This is a genomic window from Palleronia aestuarii (assembly GCF_003253995.1).
Lineage (GTDB): Bacteria > Pseudomonadota > Alphaproteobacteria > Rhodobacterales > Rhodobacteraceae > Palleronia > Palleronia aestuarii.
Map to the genome: position 1 here is coordinate 379,769 of NZ_QKZL01000001.1, position 17,315 is coordinate 397,083.

Genomic DNA, 17,315 nt, shown 5'->3' on the forward strand with positions numbered 1-17,315 from the left:
ATCTTTCTCGTGGCTTCGTGATCGCGCGGACGAGATTCTCCGCGCGCTCCTCCGGTCCGGCCCGGCAGTCGGACTAGGCCAGAAGCCGCGCCACGTAGCCCGGCAGCGCGAAGGCGGCGGAATGGACCGCGGCGGAATAATAGCCGAAATCGAGACCCGATGCCGCCACGCGCGCCGCGAGGTCGGAGGGAGAGGTCTCCCGTGCCAGGCCGTCCGTACCCCAGCCGAAGGCCATCGGCCCGCCCGCATAGGTGGGCACCGTCGCGAGATAGCAGGTCGTATCGCCGAAGAGGGCGGAGAAGGCGCGCATCGTGCCCCGAAGTTCCTCCGGTTGCATGAAGGGCACCCCGTTCTGCGTGACGAGGATGCCGCCCGGCGCGAGCGCGCGCTTCGCAAGGCCGTAGAAATGGTCGGTGAAAAGCACCTCTCCCGGCCCGACGGGGTCGGTGCTGTCGACGATGATGACGTCGTAGCCGCCCTCGGTCTCGCGCATGAACGCGGCGCCGTCGGCGATGACGAGATCGAGGCGCGGATCGTCGAAGGCGCCGTCCGAGATCGCGGGCAGATATTCCTTCGAGAAATCCACCACGCCCGCGTCGATCTCCACCATCGTCACGCGCTCGAGCGGGTGGCGCAGCGCCTCGCGGGCCATGCCGCCATCGCCGCCGCCGACGATGAGGACGCGCTTCGCCGCGCCGTGGGCGAAGAGCGGCACATGGGTCATCATCTCGTGGTAGATGAAGTTGTCGCGCTCGGTGACCTGCACGACACCGTCGAGCGTCAGGACGCGGCCGAAGGTCGGGTTCTCGATCACGCGGAGGCGCTGGTGCTCCGTCTCGCTGTCGTAGAGCACGGAGGTGACGCGCAGCGCCTGGGCGTGATCCTCGTGGAGCCGCTCGACGCTCCAGCCTGTCATGTCGGTCATGGCGTCTCTCCTCTGAGCGGGCAGGTGGCGATGCGTTCCCACGGGCCGCCGCGATAGTGCCACAGGATCAGCCGGTCAAGGACCCCGTCCCAGGGCGCGAAACCCGCGCGGAGGGTTGCCTGCGTGGCCTTCGCCGTCTCCCTGTCGACCTTGTTCTGCACGGTCACGTGGAGCTTGCGGGCACGGTCGTCGGAGGCGGTGATGACGTCCTCCCATGCGGTGCGGAGATCGCCCTGCAGGCGCCCGGCGCCCGGCGCGTCGAGCGCGATCGCGGCCCCGCCGCCGAAATCGAGGATGCCCGTGGCCGTGAACGGCAGTGGCGCGGTGGCCTTCGCCGTTCGCGCAAGCGTGGCGAGCAGGTCGTCCATCGCATGTTCGGGGAGTTGCTGGAACAGCGTCAGATGCGCCGGGATGAAGTTGCGCGCGGGCGGGAAATAACGCTGCCGGAGCGCTTCGAGGCGGGCGAAACTCGCGCTGTCGAAGCCGAAGGTGAGGATCAGGGCCATGCCGTCGGAGTAGGCGAGCCTCGAGGCCCGGGCAAGGACCGGCACGTCGCAGGCGGCGTGCCGGCCCTATCCGTCAGGCGGCGGCGACCTCGGTCACCACGCCGTCGCCGCGCCGCAGGGAGCGCACGCGGACATCGTCGGTCGCGAAGGCGGCCTTCAGCACGTCCACGGAGCGCCAGGGATCGGCGTCGCCGCACATGAAGACGTCGAACGCGCCGTAGCCGATCTCCGGCCAGGTGTGCACGGAGATGTGGCTCTCGGCGAGCACGGCCACGCCGGAGACGCCCTGCGGCGAGAACTTGTGCGTGTGGATGTGCAGCAGCGTCGCGCCGCATTCGGTCACGCAGTCGCGGAACGCCTGCTGGATCCGGGCCTCGTCGTCGAGCCCGTGGCCATTGACCACCTCGATGATGAGGTGACGGCCCGCGAAGACGGCCCCGTCCTCACGGATGAAGTGGTCGTCGCGATCTTCGGCGAAGATGTCGCGCGTCGTGTCGCATTTGATGGAATCGCGATCGGCAATAGCCGTGCGAGCGGTGGAATCTTCCGCTTGGGCGCCTGTCTCCAGACCGATCCCCAGTTGGAAGAGGTTGGTTCCGTCCATGGAACTCCCCTTTCAGCCAGTAGATTGAATCCGTGGTCCCTTAGCGCCCCCCCGCTTTCGCGAAGTTGGGATCGGTCCCTTCGAAGTGAGGCGCAGATAGGCCCCATGGCCTTTCCACGCAATGAAAAATGCCGCGGGGCGGCGAATTTTTTCGTGATCCTTGGGGTATATGGATACCTTATTTTCAAGGTACTGTTTTGATGGGGGAATTCGTCGAAGGTCGGCATTGACTGCATGATGCCGATGCGGGATAGAGCCGCATCGTTTTCGAGGGGCGTACGGTCGTCCCGCCGACAGACAGGACCGATTCATGAAGACCTTCACCGCGACTCCGGCGGATATCGAGAAGAAGTGGGTGGTGATCGACGCCGAGGGCGTCGTTCTCGGCCGCCTCGCCTCGATCATCGCCATGCGCCTTCGTGGCAAGCACAAGGCGACCTTCACCCCGCACATGGACATGGGCGACAACGTCATCGTCGTGAACGCCGACAAGGTGCAGCTCACCGGCCGCAAGCGCGAGAAGCCGCATTACTGGCACACCGGCTATCCGGGCGGCATCAAGTCGCGCACGACTGCGCAGATCCTCGAGGGCAAGCATCCCGAGCGCGTGGTCATGCAGGCCGTCAAGCGGATGCTGCCGGGCGGGCCGCTCTCGCGCCAGCAGATGACCAACCTGCGCGTCTATGCGAGCGCGGAACATCCGCACGAGGCGCAATCGCCCGAGACGCTCGACGTCCGCGCGATGAACAAGAAGAACACCCGGGAGGCGCACTGATGGCCGAAGAGATCAATTCGCTCGAAGAGCTGAACCAGGCCGTCTCCGGCACCTCCGCCGCGGTGGAGACGGAGATCCCGCGCGAACCCGTGCGCGACGATCTCGGCCGCGCCTACGCGACCGGCAAGCGCAAGGACGCCACCGCGCGGGTCTGGATCCGTCCGGGCTCCGGCAAGGTGACCGTGAACGGCAAGGACGTGAACGCCTATTTCGCGCGTCCCGTCCTGCAGATGATCCTGAAGCAGCCCTTCACCGTGGCGGGCGTCGAGGGACAGTTCGACGTGATGGCGACCGTCAAGGGCGGCGGCCTTTCGGGTCAGGCCGGTGCGGTCAAGCACGGCGTCTCCAAGGCGCTGCAGCTCTACGATCCGAGCCTGCGCGGCGCGCTGAAGGCGGCGGGCTTCCTCACCCGTGACAGCCGGACCGTCGAGCGCAAGAAGTACGGCCGGGCCAAGGCGCGCAAGAGCTTCCAGTTCTCCAAGCGCTGATCCATCGGGACATCGAGACGCAGGGCCCCGCGGCACGTGCCGCGGGGCTTTTTTCGTGGGCCACGGCGGGCTATCCCTGATCGAATGATCGGGAGGAGCGTGATGCGTACCACGAAATCTGTCGTCTTGGCCGCATTGCTCGGGCTCGGGGCCTGCGGGGCGGATGTTCCGGTGGCGCCGCAGGTCGGGGTCGGATCCGATCCCGCGCTGCCCGCGCCGCGGCAGACCTTTCTGCCGACGCTTAACATCGCGCCCGCGACGGGCTGGCCCCAGGGCGAGGCGCCCACGGCCGCGGCGGGGCTCGAGGTGCGGGCTTTCGCGGGCGGGCTCGACCATCCGCGCTGGCTCCACGTGCTGCCCAACGGCGACGTGCTGGTGGCCGAAAGCAACAAGCAGCCCGCGCCGACCAAGGGGATTCGCGGCTTCGTCGAGAAGCAGGTGATGCGCGTGGCGGGGGCGGAGGCGCCGAGCGCCGACCGCATCCGGCTTCTCCGCGACGCGGACGGCGACGGCGTGGCCGAGATCAGCGCCGTGCTGATCGACGGGCTGACCTCGCCCTTCGGCATGGCGCTGATGGGAGGCCACCTCTACATCGCCGATACCGACGCGCTCCTCCGCGTGCCCTTCACGCCCGGCCAGACGCGCGTGACCGCCGCGCCAGAGGAGGTCGTGGCACTGCCCGCGCAGCCGCCGAACCGGCACTGGACGAAGGGGCTTCTCGCACAGGACGGCGCGCTCTTCGTCTCCGTGGGCTCGAACAGCGATCACGGGGAGAACGGCGTGACGGCCGAAGAGGGCCGGGCGGCGGTCTGGCGTGTCGATCCGGCCGCGGGCGCGGCGGAGATCTTCGCGCGCGGGCTGCGCAATCCCGTGGGCCTCGCCACGGAGCCCGAGACGGGCGCGCTCTGGACCGTCGTGAACGAGCGGGACGAGCTGGGCCCGAACCTCGTCCCGGATTATCTCACGCGGGTCGTGGCGGGCGCCGATTACGGCTGGCCCGCGATCTATTACGGCGATCGGCGCGATCCGCGGGTGGAGGCCGGGTTCGAGGCGCCGGCGGAGCCGCGGCGGCCCGATTTCGCGCTCGGCAGCCATGTCGCGCCGCTGGGCCTCGATTTCGCCGACGGGGCGCGGCTTGGGCCCGCTTACGCAAAGGGCGCCTTCATCGGGGAGCACGGGTCGTGGAACCGCACGCCGCCCTCGGGCTACCGTGTCGTCTTCGTGCCCTTTGCGGGGGGGCAGCCGGACGGGCCGCCCCGGACGCTGCTCGACGGGTTCGTGGATGCGCGGGGCCTCGCGCGCGGTCGGCCGGTGGGGGTCGCGGTGGCGGGCGACGGCGCGCTCCTCGTCGCGGACGACGTGGGCAACGCGGTCTGGCGCGTCAGCCGTTCAGGGCGCTAGGGCGGGCCTTCTCGTAATAGACGCGGTCGAAGCCATCCTCGTGGCGCCGGTCGGTCTCGCGGTAGCCCAGATGCGGATAGAGCCGCAGGTTCTCCGTCATCGCTGCGTTGGTGTAGAGGCGGACGGCGGGCAATCCGCGCCGCCACGCCTCCGCCTCGCAATCGCGGATGAGCGCCCCGCCGACGCCGCGCCCCGCGGCCTCCGGACGGACCGCCACGCTCTCGAGCTCCATGTGATCGTCGTTGACGCGGGCGACCGCGTAGCCTGCGAGCGTTCCTCCCGGACCTTCGACCACCCGCGTGCGCGCCGCGCGGATCGCCGCGGCGACATCCATGTCCATCGGCGCGGGTCGGCGGCCGATGATCTCAACGTGATGCGCGTGCGCGGCCTCGGCGCAGGCGCGGATGGCGTCCGCATCGGATTGCGTGGCGTCGCGGATCTGCGGCTTCGTGCGGGCCGCCGCGCGCTTTTCCAGGACGAGGAAGGTCATGATCCCCGCGGGGGGCAGGCGTTCGCGCTTCACCTCCACGAGGTCGGGTTGGGCGAGCACGGTGGCGATCTCGAAATCGGAATGCCAGCCGATCGTGTCGGCGAGCGGTGCGATGACGCGCTCGATCCCGGCGAGCGCGCCGCCCGTGGCCTTGAAATGGTTGGTGACGACGAGCTGGCCCCCCGGGGCGAGCACTCGGGCGATCTCGGCCATCACGCGCTCGGGTTCCGGCACGACCGAGAGGACGTGCATGGCGGCGACGGTATCGAAGCTCGCATCGGGGAAGTCGAGCGCGCGGGCATCCATCTGCCGCAGCGCCTCGACATGGGTGAGGCGATCATGGGCGACGCGGCGGCGGGCCTTGGCCAGCATCTCCTCGCTGAAATCGATCCCGGTGACGTTCAGGTCGCGGTGGAAGAGCGGCAGGGAGAGCCCGGTGCCGACGCCGAGCTCCAGTAGGGAGCCCGAACGGGTGTTGATATGGGCGGCCGACCGGCGGCGCCCGGCCTGGGTGATCTTGCCGAAGGTGCGGTCGTAGACCGGTGCCCAGCGGGCATAGGAGGTTTTGACGGCGTCGATTTCCATGGCTACTTCCCTTTGCGGCGCCGTACCGGCTCGACGGTCCAGGCCCAGGCGACGGTCGCGATGTAGGCGAGGCAGAGCCCGACCAGCGCGATCCAAGAATAGATGAGCAGGAACGCCCCCACCACCACCGCGCCGAGGAGCGCGAACTTCGCGTTCTCGCGCGAGATGCGGACCTTCTTGAAGGAATAGGTCGGCACGCGCACGATCATCAGGACCCCGATCGCCATCATGTAGAGCGCGAGGACGAGGTCGGGCAGGATGTCGCGATCGGCGAAGGCGAAGGACAGATACATCGGCAGCATGACGAGGATCGCCGCCGCGGGCGAGGGCACGCCCATGAAGAAGGCGGGATCGACGGGCACCTCGGATTTCGCCGCGATGTTGAACCGCGCGAGCCGGATCACGCAGCAGATCGCGAAGACGAGCGCCGCGATCCAGCCGAGGCTCCGCGTGTCCTCGAGCGCCCAGAAATAGAGGACGAGCGGCGGCGTGACGCCGAAATTCAGAAAATCCGCGAGGCTGTCGAGTTCCGCGCCCATCTGGCTGTCGGAGCGCAGGAGCCGCGCGAGGCGGCCATCCACGCCGTCGAGCAGCGCCGCGAGGATGATGAGCTGGACCGCGAGGAGGTAGTCGCCCTGCACCGCGAGGCGGATCGCGGTCAGCCCCGCGCAGATCGCCCCCAGCGTCAGGAGATTAGGCAGAAGCTGCAGCAGGCCCAGTTCGGAGGAGGCGCGCGGCGGCGGCGATGTCATGGGGCGGGCTCCAGCCGCGCGATGACGGTCTCGCCGCCGACCATGGTCTGGCCCACCCGCACGAGCGGTTCGGTGCCCGGCGGCAGGTAGACGTCGACGCGAGAGCCGAAGCGGATCAGGCCGAACCGCTCGCCGGTCGCCAGATGCGCGCCCTCGGCGGTGAAGCAGACGATGCGGCGCGCGACGAGGCCCGCGATCTGGACGACGCCGATCTGGCGCCCGTCGGCAAGGCGGAAGGCGAGGCCGTTCCTCTCGTTCTCCTCGCTCGCCTTGTCGAGGGAGGCGTTGACGAAGGTGCCGGGACGGTAGGCGATGGCGGTGACGGTTCCCGCCACGGGCGTCCGGTTCACGTGGCAGTTGAAGACGTTCATGAAGACCGACACGCGGGTCAGCGGCGCCGTCCCGAGGCCGAGTTCGACCGGCGGCACGGCCGGCTCGAGCAGGGAGACGATCCCGTCGGCCGGGCTCACCACGGCGCCGGGAAGGTCCGGCGGCACCCGTTCGGGGTCGCGGAAGAAGTAGTAGCACCAGATCGTCGCGCCGACGCCGATCCAGCCCAAGGGCTCCCAGAGGAGGAACAGCCCGACGGTGATCGCGGCGAAGATCGCGACAAAGCGACGCCCCTCGGGGTGCATCGGCTTCACGAAGGTGCTCAGCATGTTCATGGGCGCAGGCCGGTCGACATGGCCCCGTCTATGCGGGCTCCGGCCCGGCTCTGCAAGGCCGGGCGGCGGATTTCAGATCACGACGACATCGAGCGGGGGAAAGCCGTTGAAGCCGACGGAGGCATAGCTCGACGTGTAGGCGCCGCAATCGCGGATCACCACGCGGTCGCCCGCGCGAAGCGAGAGGGGCAGGGCCACGGGGCGGCGCTCGTAGAGCACGTCGACCGAATCGCAGGACGGACCGGCAAGGATGCAGGGGCCCGTCTCCTCCCCGTCGCGCGCGGTGGCGATCTGGTAGCGGATCATCTCGCCCTCCGTCTCGGCAAGACCCGAGAAGCGGCCGATGTCGAGATAGACCCAGCGGTGGAGGTCGTCGTCGGACTTGCGGGAGACGAGCAGCACCTCCGCCGCGATCTGCCCCGCATCGGCGACCATGGCGCGGCCAGGCTCCGCCATCAGGTGCGGCACGGCGCCAAAACGCTCGGTCACGAGCGACAGGACGTCGGCCGCGTAGGAAGTGGGATGCGCGAGCGCCCCGCCATAGGCGGCCGGGAAGCCGCCGCCGATGTTGAGGAGGTCGAGCGCGATCCCTTCGGCCCGGGCGGCGTGCCAGACCGCCGCGATCTGATCGAGCGTGGGCGCCCACATCGCGGCCTCGCGCGTCTGCGAGCCGACGTGGAAGCTCAATCCGCGGGGAGTGAGGCCAAGCTCGGCGGCATATCGCAGAAGCGGCAGCGCCCGGTCGCGCGCACAGCCGAACTTGCGCGTGAGCGGCCAGTCGGCGCCCGTCGGCTCCACGATCAGACGGAGATAGATATCCGCGCCCGGCGCGTTCCGGGCGATCTTCTCGAGTTCCTCCTCCGCATCGGCGGCGAAGAGCGTGAGACCCGCCTCGTGGGCGAAGGCGATGTCGCGCTCGCGCTTGATCGTGTTGCCGAACGAAACATGGGCCGGCGCCGCGCCCTGCGCGAGGCAGAGCTCGATCTCCGCGCGGGAGGCCGCGTCGAAGCGGCAGCCGAGACCGGCGAGGAGGGCAACGATCTGCGGCGCCGGGTTGGCCTTGACCGCGTAGTGGATGGCCGCGTTCCCGAGCCCGGCGCGGAGCGCGCGGAAGTTCTCGGCCACGAGATCGCTGTCGATCACGAGCGTGGGCCGGTCGAACGCGGTGGACGCGACGAACCCGTCCATGCGGGCGGTGCGATCGAAAGCGGCGCGGCCGACGAAGTCGGTTGCGTTGAGGTACATCGGGTGCATCTCCACTGGGACGCGGGGCCCTCGCAGGCCCTCGAGTGACAAGGGAGACGTTACCGTCGCTACATGAAGCGGACTTGGCCCGATGGACAGAGGCGCGTGCGTTGGCGTCTTGCGCGTGCATATGGAGGCAAACCGCCATTTCTGCAAGAAAAAGTCGCGGTGAAATACGGAAAATTGTTCGCAATCGAGGCGGTGCCGGGATTGCTCAGCGCGGGACGCGGTGGGCCCTGTCGGGCGTGAGCCATTCGGGCCAGCCGACGAACCGGTCGACGGCATAGAGAAGGAGACAGACCGCGATCACGGCGAGGACCAAGGCCACCCGACCCGCCGAGGGCGGATGCGCCGCCCAGCGCTTGGCGCGAAGGAGCCAGAACGGGGTCACTCGCCCGATGCGCCGCCCGGCAGCGCCTTGAGATAGGCGGTGATCGCGTCGATATCCTCGTCTGGCAGCTGTCCGAGCTTGTCGATCACCGCCACCATCTCGCCGCCCGCACTATCGTAATCGGGCGTGAGCCCGGTGGTGAGATAGGCGGCGATGTCCGACCGGCTCCAGTCGAGATGGGTTGGGTCGATGCCGGGGATGCGTCCGTCGCCGGAGGGATTCGCCGCGCCGTGGAGCCAGGCGTCGCGCTCGAGCCCGCCCAGTGCGTCCCGCGGCGTATGGCATTCGCCGCAATGGGCGAGCCCTTCGACCAGCATCCGCCCGCGTTCGATCTCCGCCGTGCCGGGCTCCTCCATCACCCAGTCCGGGGTGAGATAGAGCCGTTTCCAGAGCCCGACGTTGCGGCGGATGTTGAAGGGGAACGCGACCTCGTGCGGCTGGCTCGGCGTGTCGGCGACCGGCAGCGTGCGCAGATAGGCCACGAGATCGAGCATGTCGGCGGGATCCGCGTGGATGTAGGCGGCATAGGGCAGGGCGGGATAGTAATGCGCGCCGTCGGGAGAGACGCCGCGCATCATGGCATCGACGATCTCCGCATCCGACCAGTCGCCCACGCCTTCGGGGCCGGGGGAGATGTTGGGCGCGAGGAAGGTGCCGAACCCGGTCGTGAAGCGCTGGCCGCCCGCCAGGAGCGGCGGTCCGTCGCCCTCCACCTCCGTTTCCGGGCCGACATGACAGGATGCGCAGCCCGCGGCGAGAAAGACCCGCTCTCCGCGCCCGGCATCGCCCGAAAGCCCCGCCAGCGCGTCCGCGGGCAGCGGATCGGGCCGGGTCAGCCACCAATAGGCGGCGCTCCCGACCGCGATCAGTGCGGCGAGGACGATGAGCGCGCGCCGCATCGCCTCAATCGTCGGATTGGCGGTATTTCTCGTGACAGGACCCACAGCTGCCGCCGAGCGCGCGCATCTGCCCGCCGATCGCCTCCGCACCGTCGCCTGCAACGTTCTGCATCTCCATCGCGGCGGAGGCGAGTTCCTCGGTCAGGTTCATGTAGTCGTCCATGTTCTCGAAGAGCGCGGGAAGCGCGCGGGAATCGTCGATCTCCTCGCTCGACGTGCCCTCCGGCCAGTAGCCGGTCTGATCGAGCGTCGCGAGCGCGTGGAGGCGGGACGCCGCGGCGCCGGCAAGCTCCGCATCGTAGTCGCGCTCGCCTTTCGCCATCGCGCCCAGGATCGAGAGATTGTAGGAATAGAGGTCCATGTGGTGCTGTCGCGCCTCGACATTCGGATTGTCGTCCTGCGCGGCCAGCGGCCCGCCGAGCCCCGCCAAGAGCAGTCCTGTCGCCATCATCAGCCGCATCGCAAGCTCCTTTTCCCTGCATTCCGGCGGGTCCGCCGGATCGTCGCCCTCACGAAAGCATGAAACGGCGCGCGCCCCAAATCACGCCGCCGTGGGGTGGCGAGACCCGCCCGAGTGCCCGCCGCGCCTCTTGCGGCACCCGGTCCCCTTGAAATCCGGTCCGTGCTGGCCGAAACCCACAACGGGCGACGTCTCCGATCGCCGCCAGGACCGAGCTTTCGCGACGGAGTGCCATGCCGACCCATCATGAGAAGAGGACGCTTCCCTACACGGCCGACCAGATGTTCGATCTCGTGGCCGATGTCGAAAGCTATCCCGAGTTTCTGCCCTGGACCGCCGCCGCCCGCGTGCGCGACCGCCGCGAGACGCCGCGGGGAGAGGTCATGGAGGCCGAGCTCATCATCAGCTTCAAGGTCTTCCGCGAACGCTTCAACAGCCGTGTGACGCTGCGCCGGCCGGACATGAAGATCGACACCGAATATCTCGACGGGCCGTTCCGGCACATGAACTCCACCTGGGCGTTCCGCGACGTGGAGGGGGGCTGCGAGGTGACCTTCGACGTCGATTTCGAGTTCCGCAGCCGCATCCTCGGCTCGGCGGCGGGAATGTTCTTCAACGATGCCATGCAGCGCATCGTGCGCGCCTTCGAGCGGCGGGCGGCGGTTCTTTACCGTTCCTGAAGGTTGATGGCGGGTTCACCATCCGCCGCCCAGATTTCGCCACGTATGCGGTCCATTCTCTCGGTCACACGTAACCCGAGGGAAGACCCCATGCTTACGAATATCCTTTCCGGCTCCATCGTCTCGCAGACGACGAAGCAAACCGGTGATCCGGCCGGAACGGCGCCACAGCAGACGACGGCTCTGCTGGACACCGAAGCAGCCCGGTCCGCATCCACGTCTGTCGCGTCTCCGACACCGACACCGACGCCCACATCCTTGACCACCGTCACGTCGGAGCCATCCGAGGCAGAGACCGCAGCCGCCGCGTCGCAGGACCGCCAGGCGTCGGAATCCTCGACCAAGGCGCAGGCCGCCATCGCGTCGGCTGCCTCGGATGCACCGCGCCGGGCGGCGATCGGTGCCCCGGCACCGGGTGACATCATGCAATCCGCAGGCGACGGGACAGAGGCCACGCGCGCGTCGGCCGAGGCCGCCCGGAGTGCCGCGATCCGGGACACCGCGATTGCCGGCGTGACCGCGGCGAGCGAGATCGCGGTGCCGGACCTCGTCGCGAAGGTCGAACCGGCGCCCGAGGCAGGCCCGGTGCGGCGCGCCTATGCCGAGGCCGGCGACGCGGTCGAGCCCAGGGCCGAACGGAAGGCCGATTCGCGCGTCTGAGCCGTCACGGGTTCGCGCGGTTGTCCGGTCCGTCACCCTCGAGGGCGTCGAGGAGGAGTTCGATCGCCCGCGCGACGCTCGCCGCGCGCACCGCCCCGCGGCCGGCCGCGCCGAACTCCACTGTCTCGGACCGCGCGACCCCGTCCTTCGGGGCGAGCGCGAAGCAGACCCGGCCCTCGGGCTTCGTCTCCGATCCGCCGGGCCCGGCGATCCCGGTCACGGCGACCGCGAGCGTGGCGTCGCTCCGCGCCAGCGCACCCATGGCCATCGCCTGCGCGACCTCCTCGCTCACCGCGCCGAAGCGGCGGAGGAGGTCGGGGGGCACGCCCAGCAGCGTCTCCTTGGCCGCGTTGGAATAGGTCACGAACCCGCGGTCGAAGATCGCCGAGGCACCGGGCGGATCGGTGATCGCGCCCGCCACCATGCCCGCGGTGCAGCTTTCCGCGGTGGCGAGGATCGCGCCGCGTGCACGGGCGAGCGCCAGCAATCTCTCCGCCGCGCTCATATGAGGAGGCCGTGGGCGAGGGCCGCGAGCGCCACGACGCCCAGCGCGGCGAAAACGCCCGCGATCACGTCGTCGAGCATGACGCCCAGCGGATCGCCGCGTCGGTCGGCCCAGCCCACGGGACCGACCTTGTAGATGTCGAAGAGGCGGAAGAGGACGAAGGCCGCGATCCAGCCGGGCCAGAGCGCGAGGATATCGACGCCGACGCGCGCCGCCCCGAAGCTCAGTGGCAGGAGGGCGATCCACTGTCCCGCGACCTCGTCGATGACGATCTCTCCCGGATCCTCGACGCCTGTCCGGGCGGTTTCCTGCCGCGTGGCCCAGAGGCCCAGCGCGAAGGCCGCGACGATACCCGCCACAAGGACCCACGGTCCGCCAGCGAGATGCAGCAGCCATCCCACCGGCAGCGCCGCGAGCGACCCCCATGTGCCGGGGCCGGGCCGCAGGAGGCCAACGTAAAGGAAGGTCGCGATAAGGCGCGTCATCGCGACACCAGCGTCACGCTGGCCATGGCCGCGATCCCCTCCCGCCTGCCGGTAAAGCCCAGGCCCTCGGAGGTGGTGGCCTTCACGCTCACCCGCCGTTCGGACAGGTCCAGAATATGCGCCACGCGCTCGATCATGTCCCGCGCATGAGGGGTGATCTTCGGCTCCTCGCAGATCAGGGTGAGGTCGACGTTCGAGATGGAGAGACCCTCCTGCGCGGCAAGCCCGGCCGCGTGTTCGAGGAAGACATGCGAGGCGGTCCCGCGCCATTGCGGATCGCTGGGCGGAAAGTGTCGCCCGATATCGCCTTCGGCGAGCGCGCCGTAGATCGCGTCGGCGAGCGCGTGGAGCGCCACGTCGGCGTCGGAATGGCCGAGGAGACCGCGGTCGTGCGGGATCGGAATGCCGCAGAGCGTCACGAAATCTCCGGGCCCGAAGGCGTGGACGTCGAAGCCCGTGCCCGTGCGAATGTCCATGCGGTGCTCCAGAATGGCCTCGGCCCGCGCGAAATCCTCGGGCTCGGTGATCTTGAAGTTGGTCTCGCTGCCGCGGACGATCTCGATGCCGATCCCCGCGCTCTGTGCGACCGCGACATCGTCGCTGGCGCCGCCCGGATGCGCGCGATGGGCGTCGAGGATGACGCCGAGATGAAAGCCCTGCGGCGTCTGGGCGCGGTAGAGCCCGGTGCGGTCGCGGATCGCGCCGACCTTGCCCCCGTCCCCTTCCCACAGCGCGTCCACGACCGGGAGCGCGGGGGCCGCGCCTTGCGCGTCGTCGAGCGCGTCGATCACCCGGTCGATCAGGGCGGCGTCGACGAGCGGGCGGGCCACGTCGTGGATGAGGACGCGGTCCGCGCCCCCGGCATCGAGCGCCTCGAGGCCCGCGCGGACGGAGGCCTGCCGCGTTTCGCCGCCCTCGGCCACGTCGACATCGGGATGGGCGGCATAGCCCGCGGCCACGCCCATGTCGTCGGGATGCAGGACAAGCACGACGCGGTCGATGCGCGGATGGGCGCGGAAGGTGTCGAGCGGCCAGGCGAGGAGGGCGCGTCCGCCGAGACTGCGCCACTGCTTCGGCAGCCCAGGCCCGGCGCGAGTCCCGCGTCCGGCCGCCACGATCACGGCGGCCGTCATCCTCGATCTCGACATGTCTGTCCCCATCCGTCCCGGTCGTATCTAGATTCTGCGACCTACGCTGACAATGCCCGCGATCCCGTGCGAGTTAACGCCCATATTTCAGGCGGCTTCGGTTTTTGGCGGATCTGGTCGACCGGTTGATTGCTTCGTCGCCAAAGCGCCGATATGCCATTGGGCAAATGCCCATTGTTTGAGCGCCAAGACAAATATGACCAACGATCTCGACCGTCTCGGGATTGCATCGCCGGTGCTTCTCGCACCCATGGCGGGCATCACGGATCTGCCGTTCCGGGGCCTCGTGGCATCGTTCGGGGCCGGACTCGTCGTGTCGGAAATGGTGGCGAGCCGGGAGATGCTGACGGATTCGCCGCAGATGCGGGGGCGCGCGCTGGGAATCGGCGCCGAGGGCACGGCGGTCCAGATCGCCGGCTGCGAGGCGGGTCCGATGGCGGAGGTGGCCCGCCGTCTCGAGGGCGCGGGCGCGCGGCTCATCGACATCAACATGGGCTGTCCGGCGAAGAAGGTCGTGGGCGGGCTCTCCGGATCGGCGCTGATGCGCGATCCCGACCATGCCCTGCGCCTGATCGAGGCGGTGGCGGGCGCGGTCGCGGTGCCGGTCAGCGTCAAGATGCGCCTCGGCTGGGACGGGGATTGCCTGACGGCAGCCGGGATCGCGCGCCGGGCGGAGGCGGCGGGCATCCGGATGATCACGGTCCACGGCCGCACGCGATGCCAGTTCTATCGCGGCCGGGCCGACTGGGCGGCGATCGCGGCCGTCAAGGCGGAGGTCAGCGTGCCGGTCATCGCCAACGGCGACATCCGCTCGGCCGAGGACGCGCGCGCGGCCCTCGCGGCATCGGGGGCGGACGGGGTGATGATCGGGCGGGGCGTGCAAGGCCGGCCCTGGCTTCTGTCGCAGATCGCCGCCGCGCTCGCCGGTCGGCCCGTTCCGGCTGCCCCGGTGGAGATCGCCCGGCTCGCGGCCGGGCATGTCGCGGCGTCCTGCGACTTCTACGGCGAGGCGCTGGGCCTGCGGGTCGTGCGCAAGCATCTGGGCTGGTACATGGAGCGGGCCGGGACGCACCCGACGCTCCGCCGTGCCGTCCTGACGGCGGAAGACGCCGCAACGGCGACGGCCCTGCTGCCGGACGCGCTCGGCGCGGAACGGATGGCCGCATGAGCACCTTCGGCGAAAGGCTCTGGATTTCGATGCCGCTGCCCGCGCTGCTGCTCGATCCCGGCGATCTGATCTCGGAGATCAACGCGGAGGCGGAGGGGTTTCTCAACGCCTCAGCGCGGAGCCTCAGGGGCGCACCGCTCTTCGAGCGGCTGGCGATCGACGCGCCGCTCGAGGAGGCCTTCGCCCGGGCGCGCAAGAACCGCGCGCCGCTCTTCATCAACACGGTCGATGTCGGCACGGGATCGAAGCCGCCGGAACCTTGCGACCTGCAGATCGCGCCGATGATCGGGATGCCGGGCTTCCTGCTGCTTCTCATGACGCCGCGCCAGCTTGCCGGACGGCTGAGCCGGGCGGGGGTCGCGCGCTCCTCCGCACGCTCGGCGATCGGCATGGCGGAGATGCTCGCGCACGAGATCAAGAACCCGCTTGCAGGCATCACCGGCGCGGCGCAGCTCCTCGCCATGGGGCTCGATGGCGGCGACAGGGAGCTCACCGACCTGATCGTGGCGGAGAGCCGGCGGATCGTGGCCCTCCTCGACCAGGTGGAGCAGTTCGGCAACCTGCAGCTGCCGAAGCGGCAGGTGATGAACATCCACGACGTCCTGACCCGCGCGCTCCGGACCGCGGCGCTGGGCTTTGCCGCGCACATGAAGATCGTGGAGGAATACGACCCGTCGCTGCCGATGACCCATGTGGACGGCGACCAGATGCAGCAGGTCTTCCTCAACCTCATCCGCAACGCGACCGAGGCGGCCGGAAAGACCGGCGGCACGATCCGTGCACGGACCTTCTACGACCACGGGCTCAGGCTCCGGCGCGCGGACGGGAGTGGCCATCCGCTGCCCCTGCAGATCGAGATCTCCGATGACGGGCCGGGCCTGCCGCCCGATCTCGCCGAGATCATCTTCGACCCCTTCGTGTCGGGACGGGAGAACGGCACCGGGCTCGGCCTCGCGCTCGTCTCCAAGATCGTCGCGGAGCACGAGGGGCTGATCGATGTCGAGAGCTATCCCGGCCATACCGCGTTCCGCATCTCGCTGCCGCTGGCGCCGGCCGAAATCGCGAAAGAGAAGGACTGAGACATGGATGGAACCGTTCTGGTTGCCGATGACGACCGCACGATCCGGACCGTTCTGACGCAGGCGCTGACCCGCGCCGGCTGCAAGGTCCACGCGACCTCGTCGATGGTCACGCTCATGCGGTGGGTCGACGAGGGCAAGGGCGACCTGGTGATCTCCGACGTCATCATGCCCGACGGCAACGGGCTCGAGGCGCTGCCGAAGATTGGGGAGCAGCGGCCGGGCCTGCCGGTGATCGTGATCTCCGCGCAGAACACGATCATGACCGCGATCCAGGCCGCGGAGGCGGAGGCGTTCGACTATCTTCCCAAGCCGTTCGATCTGCCCGATCTCATGAAGCGTGCGGCCCGTGCCCTCGACGCGCCGCGCAAGCCCGCGACCGCCGCGCCGCCGCGCGAGATCGGGAAGGGAGAGGGCGACCTGCCGCTCGTGGGCCGCACGCCGGCCATGCAATCGCTCTACCGGCTCGTGGCGCGGGTGATGAACACCGAGCTGCCGGTTCTGATCACCGGTGAATCGGGCACTGGGAAATCGCTCATCGCCCGCGCGATCCACGACTTCTCCGACCGGCGGAGCCTGCCTTTCGTGATCGCGGGCGCGGCCGAGCTCGCCGCGCCGGACGGACCCGTGGGCATCGTCGCGAGGGCGCGCAACGGCACCATCCTCTTCGACGAGGTCGGCGATCTCGACGAGACGGCGCAGGCGCGCATCGTCCGGATGTTCGACAGTTTCGGAGACGCCGCGCCGCGGGTCATGGCCACCTCGCAGAGCGACCTGTCGCGGCGGATGGAGGCAGGCGCCTTCCGCGCCGATCTCTTCTACCGGCTGGGCGGCGTCGCGATCACCGTGCCGTCGCTCCGCGAACGGGTCGAGGACATCCCGCTCCTCGCCGACCACTTCCTGGCCCGCGCAGCCCGCGACGGATTGCCGCTGCGCGTCTTCGGCGACGAGGCGCTCGGGCTCGTCCGCCGCTATTCCTGGCCCGGCAACGTGCGCCAGCTCGAGAACACCGTGCGGCGGCTCGTCGTCACGGGAAGCGAGGAGGAGATCAGCCACGAGGAAGCCAAGGCGGTGCTCGGAAACCAGCCCGCGATGGAGCCGCTGACGGGCAATGCCCAGGGAGACAAGCTCCAATCGTCGGTCGCGCGGCATCTCCGGCGCTATTTCGACCTGCACGGGGGCGTACTGCCGCCGCCCGGTCTTTACCAGCGGATCCTGCGCGAGGTGGAGACGCCGCTCATTGAGATCGCGCTCGACGCGACCGGTGGCAACCAGGCGAAATGCGCCGACCTGCTCGGCATCAACCGCAATACGCTGCGCAAGAAAATCACCGACCTCGATATTCACGTGACACGGCGCCGCAAGTTGATGTAAAACCGCAACAGAAACGTGGCCGCCGGATTT

Annotated in this window: 21 protein-coding genes and 1 pseudogene; 8 read left to right on the top strand and 14 right to left on the bottom strand. The window is 69.4% G+C overall.

All coding sequences use genetic code 11. The features are described 5' to 3' along the window. Positions 1-73: 73 nt before the first annotated feature. From speE to speD, 3 genes are read right to left on the bottom strand one after another with little or no spacing between them, the layout of a single operon-like run. On the bottom strand, positions 74-925 hold the full coding sequence (gene speE, locus LX81_RS01905; RefSeq protein WP_111535578.1) for a polyamine aminopropyltransferase: 852 nt from the start codon (positions 923-925) through the stop codon (positions 74-76). Beyond that, positions 922-1,476 (bottom strand): 2'-5' RNA ligase family protein, encoded by a 555-nt coding sequence (locus LX81_RS01910; protein ID WP_211322686.1) that lies wholly within the window; start codon positions 1,474-1,476, stop codon positions 922-924. Before LX81_RS01910 ends, speE begins: the two co-directional genes overlap by 4 nt. Before the next feature lie 28 nt (positions 1,477-1,504). Next, positions 1,505-2,035: an adenosylmethionine decarboxylase gene (speD, locus tag LX81_RS01915; RefSeq protein ID WP_111535579.1), complete on the bottom strand. Its 531-nt coding sequence runs from the start codon at positions 2,033-2,035 to the stop codon at positions 1,505-1,507. A 310-nt stretch (positions 2,036-2,345) separates the two neighbouring features. On the opposite strand from speD, the gene rplM reads away from it, so the two are divergent. The 3 genes from rplM to LX81_RS01930 all read left to right on the top strand — a co-directional run bounded on the left by rplM (position 2,346) and on the right by LX81_RS01930 (position 4,699). Further along, on the top strand, positions 2,346-2,810 hold the full coding sequence (rplM, locus tag LX81_RS01920; RefSeq protein ID WP_111535580.1) for a 50S ribosomal protein L13: 465 nt from the start codon (positions 2,346-2,348) through the stop codon (positions 2,808-2,810). Next, entirely contained in the window at positions 2,810-3,298 is a 489-nt protein-coding gene (rpsI, locus tag LX81_RS01925) for a 30S ribosomal protein S9 (protein WP_111535581.1), read from the top strand. The genes rplM and rpsI overlap by 1 nt, the downstream gene beginning before the upstream one ends. Before the next feature lie 102 nt (positions 3,299-3,400). Continuing rightward, on the top strand, positions 3,401-4,699 hold the full coding sequence (locus LX81_RS01930; protein WP_111535582.1) for a PQQ-dependent sugar dehydrogenase: 1,299 nt from the start codon (positions 3,401-3,403) through the stop codon (positions 4,697-4,699). Here LX81_RS01930 and LX81_RS22470 read toward each other — a convergent pair. The 8 genes and pseudogenes from LX81_RS22470 to LX81_RS01960 form a co-directional block, all read right to left on the bottom strand. Next, positions 4,680-5,189 carry a GNAT family N-acetyltransferase gene (locus LX81_RS22470; RefSeq protein WP_211322690.1) on the bottom strand — a complete coding sequence of 170 codons (510 nt, stop codon included), beginning with the start codon at positions 5,187-5,189 and terminating at the stop codon, positions 4,680-4,682. The genes LX81_RS01930 and LX81_RS22470 overlap by 20 nt on opposite strands. Next, a pseudogene (locus tag LX81_RS22075) lies at positions 5,163-5,774 on the bottom strand (class I SAM-dependent methyltransferase); the annotation flags it as partial. The gene LX81_RS22470 and the pseudogene LX81_RS22075, both read right to left, overlap by 27 nt. Before the next feature lie 2 nt (positions 5,775-5,776). Beyond that, entirely contained in the window at positions 5,777-6,526 is a 750-nt protein-coding gene (gene pssA / locus LX81_RS01940; RefSeq protein ID WP_111535584.1) for a CDP-diacylglycerol--serine O-phosphatidyltransferase, read from the bottom strand. Next, complete coding sequence (locus tag LX81_RS01945) at positions 6,523-7,191, bottom strand: phosphatidylserine decarboxylase (protein WP_111535585.1); 669 nt, start codon at positions 7,189-7,191, stop codon at positions 6,523-6,525. The genes pssA and LX81_RS01945 overlap by 4 nt, the downstream gene beginning before the upstream one ends. Positions 7,192-7,263: 72 nt before the next feature. Beyond that, entirely contained in the window at positions 7,264-8,379 is a 1,116-nt protein-coding gene (locus LX81_RS01950) for a type III PLP-dependent enzyme (RefSeq protein WP_373280260.1), read from the bottom strand. A gap of 271 nt (positions 8,380-8,650) precedes the next feature. Continuing rightward, positions 8,651-8,827 carry a hypothetical protein gene (locus tag LX81_RS22080; RefSeq protein WP_170133821.1) on the bottom strand — a complete coding sequence of 59 codons (177 nt, stop codon included), beginning with the start codon at positions 8,825-8,827 and terminating at the stop codon, positions 8,651-8,653. Next, positions 8,824-9,726: a cytochrome c gene (locus tag LX81_RS01955; RefSeq protein WP_111535587.1), complete on the bottom strand. Its 903-nt coding sequence runs from the start codon at positions 9,724-9,726 to the stop codon at positions 8,824-8,826. Before LX81_RS01955 ends, LX81_RS22080 begins: the two co-directional genes overlap by 4 nt. A gap of 4 nt (positions 9,727-9,730) precedes the next feature. Then, positions 9,731-10,186 carry a c-type cytochrome gene (locus LX81_RS01960; RefSeq protein ID WP_111535588.1) on the bottom strand — a complete coding sequence of 152 codons (456 nt, stop codon included), beginning with the start codon at positions 10,184-10,186 and terminating at the stop codon, positions 9,731-9,733. A 233-nt stretch (positions 10,187-10,419) separates the two neighbouring features. Between LX81_RS01960 and LX81_RS01965 the strand changes: the two genes are divergently transcribed. Both LX81_RS01965 and LX81_RS01970 read left to right on the top strand, forming a co-directional pair. Further along, a complete protein-coding gene (locus tag LX81_RS01965; protein WP_111535589.1) occupies positions 10,420-10,866 on the top strand; it encodes a type II toxin-antitoxin system RatA family toxin in 447 nt (148 codons plus the stop codon). Between the two features lie 90 nt (positions 10,867-10,956). Further along, positions 10,957-11,526: a hypothetical protein gene (locus LX81_RS01970; protein WP_111535590.1), complete on the top strand. Its 570-nt coding sequence runs from the start codon at positions 10,957-10,959 to the stop codon at positions 11,524-11,526. A 4-nt stretch (positions 11,527-11,530) separates the two neighbouring features. On the opposite strand, the gene LX81_RS01975 is transcribed toward LX81_RS01970, so the two are convergent. Genes LX81_RS01975 through LX81_RS01985 form a run of 3 tightly spaced genes read right to left on the bottom strand, consistent with a single transcriptional unit; the run spans position 11,531 to position 13,664 of the window. Beyond that, positions 11,531-12,031: a CinA family protein gene (locus LX81_RS01975; RefSeq protein ID WP_111535591.1), complete on the bottom strand. Its 501-nt coding sequence runs from the start codon at positions 12,029-12,031 to the stop codon at positions 11,531-11,533. Then, a complete protein-coding gene (locus tag LX81_RS01980; RefSeq protein WP_111535592.1) occupies positions 12,028-12,516 on the bottom strand; it encodes a phosphatidylglycerophosphatase A family protein in 489 nt (162 codons plus the stop codon). The genes LX81_RS01975 and LX81_RS01980 overlap by 4 nt, the downstream gene beginning before the upstream one ends. Next, entirely contained in the window at positions 12,513-13,664 is a 1,152-nt protein-coding gene (locus LX81_RS01985) for a bifunctional 2-C-methyl-D-erythritol 4-phosphate cytidylyltransferase/2-C-methyl-D-erythritol 2,4-cyclodiphosphate synthase (RefSeq protein WP_111535593.1), read from the bottom strand. The genes LX81_RS01980 and LX81_RS01985 overlap by 4 nt, the downstream gene beginning before the upstream one ends. A gap of 196 nt (positions 13,665-13,860) precedes the next feature. On the opposite strand from LX81_RS01985, the gene dusB reads away from it, so the two are divergent. Genes dusB through LX81_RS02000 form a run of 3 tightly spaced genes read left to right on the top strand, consistent with a single transcriptional unit; the run spans position 13,861 to position 17,285 of the window. Further along, a complete protein-coding gene (gene dusB / locus LX81_RS01990) occupies positions 13,861-14,832 on the top strand; it encodes a tRNA dihydrouridine synthase DusB (protein WP_111535594.1) in 972 nt (323 codons plus the stop codon). Continuing rightward, positions 14,829-15,911: a two-component system sensor histidine kinase NtrB gene (locus LX81_RS01995; RefSeq protein ID WP_111535595.1), complete on the top strand. Its 1,083-nt coding sequence runs from the start codon at positions 14,829-14,831 to the stop codon at positions 15,909-15,911. The genes dusB and LX81_RS01995 overlap by 4 nt, the downstream gene beginning before the upstream one ends. A gap of 3 nt (positions 15,912-15,914) precedes the next feature. Continuing rightward, positions 15,915-17,285, top strand: coding sequence for a response regulator (locus LX81_RS02000; RefSeq protein WP_111535596.1), 1,371 nt, complete (start codon positions 15,915-15,917; stop codon positions 17,283-17,285). Positions 17,286-17,315 lie beyond the last annotated feature (30 nt).

Excerpts from the sequence above, each read along its gene's own strand:
- speE (WP_111535578.1), bottom strand. The coding sequence starts at position 925 with ATGACCGACATGACAGGCTGGAGCGTCGAGCGGCTCCACGAGGATCAC.
- speD (WP_111535579.1), bottom strand. The coding sequence starts at position 2,035 with ATGGACGGAACCAACCTCTTCCAACTGGGGATCGGTCTGGAGACAGGC.
- rplM (WP_111535580.1), top strand. The coding sequence starts at position 2,346 with ATGAAGACCTTCACCGCGACTCCGGCGGATATCGAGAAGAAGTGGGTG.
- rpsI (WP_111535581.1), top strand. The coding sequence starts at position 2,810 with ATGGCCGAAGAGATCAATTCGCTCGAAGAGCTGAACCAGGCCGTCTCC.
- LX81_RS01930 (WP_111535582.1), top strand. The coding sequence starts at position 3,401 with ATGCGTACCACGAAATCTGTCGTCTTGGCCGCATTGCTCGGGCTCGGG.
- LX81_RS22470 (WP_211322690.1), bottom strand. The coding sequence starts at position 5,189 with ATGACCTTCCTCGTCCTGGAAAAGCGCGCGGCGGCCCGCACGAAGCCG.
- pssA (WP_111535584.1), bottom strand. The coding sequence starts at position 6,526 with ATGACATCGCCGCCGCCGCGCGCCTCCTCCGAACTGGGCCTGCTGCAG.
- LX81_RS01945 (WP_111535585.1), bottom strand. The coding sequence starts at position 7,191 with ATGAACATGCTGAGCACCTTCGTGAAGCCGATGCACCCCGAGGGGCGT.
- LX81_RS01950 (WP_373280260.1), bottom strand. The coding sequence starts at position 8,379 with ATGGACGGGTTCGTCGCGTCCACCGCGTTCGACCGGCCCACGCTCGTG.
- LX81_RS01955 (WP_111535587.1), bottom strand. The coding sequence starts at position 9,726 with ATGCGGCGCGCGCTCATCGTCCTCGCCGCACTGATCGCGGTCGGGAGC.
- LX81_RS01960 (WP_111535588.1), bottom strand. The coding sequence starts at position 10,186 with ATGCGGCTGATGATGGCGACAGGACTGCTCTTGGCGGGGCTCGGCGGG.
- LX81_RS01965 (WP_111535589.1), top strand. The coding sequence starts at position 10,420 with ATGCCGACCCATCATGAGAAGAGGACGCTTCCCTACACGGCCGACCAG.
- LX81_RS01970 (WP_111535590.1), top strand. The coding sequence starts at position 10,957 with ATGCTTACGAATATCCTTTCCGGCTCCATCGTCTCGCAGACGACGAAG.
- LX81_RS01975 (WP_111535591.1), bottom strand. The coding sequence starts at position 12,031 with ATGAGCGCGGCGGAGAGATTGCTGGCGCTCGCCCGTGCACGCGGCGCG.
- LX81_RS01980 (WP_111535592.1), bottom strand. The coding sequence starts at position 12,516 with ATGACGCGCCTTATCGCGACCTTCCTTTACGTTGGCCTCCTGCGGCCC.
- LX81_RS01985 (WP_111535593.1), bottom strand. The coding sequence starts at position 13,664 with ATGTCGAGATCGAGGATGACGGCCGCCGTGATCGTGGCGGCCGGACGC.
- dusB (WP_111535594.1), top strand. The coding sequence starts at position 13,861 with ATGACCAACGATCTCGACCGTCTCGGGATTGCATCGCCGGTGCTTCTC.
- LX81_RS01995 (WP_111535595.1), top strand. The coding sequence starts at position 14,829 with ATGAGCACCTTCGGCGAAAGGCTCTGGATTTCGATGCCGCTGCCCGCG.
- LX81_RS02000 (WP_111535596.1), top strand. The coding sequence starts at position 15,915 with ATGGATGGAACCGTTCTGGTTGCCGATGACGACCGCACGATCCGGACC.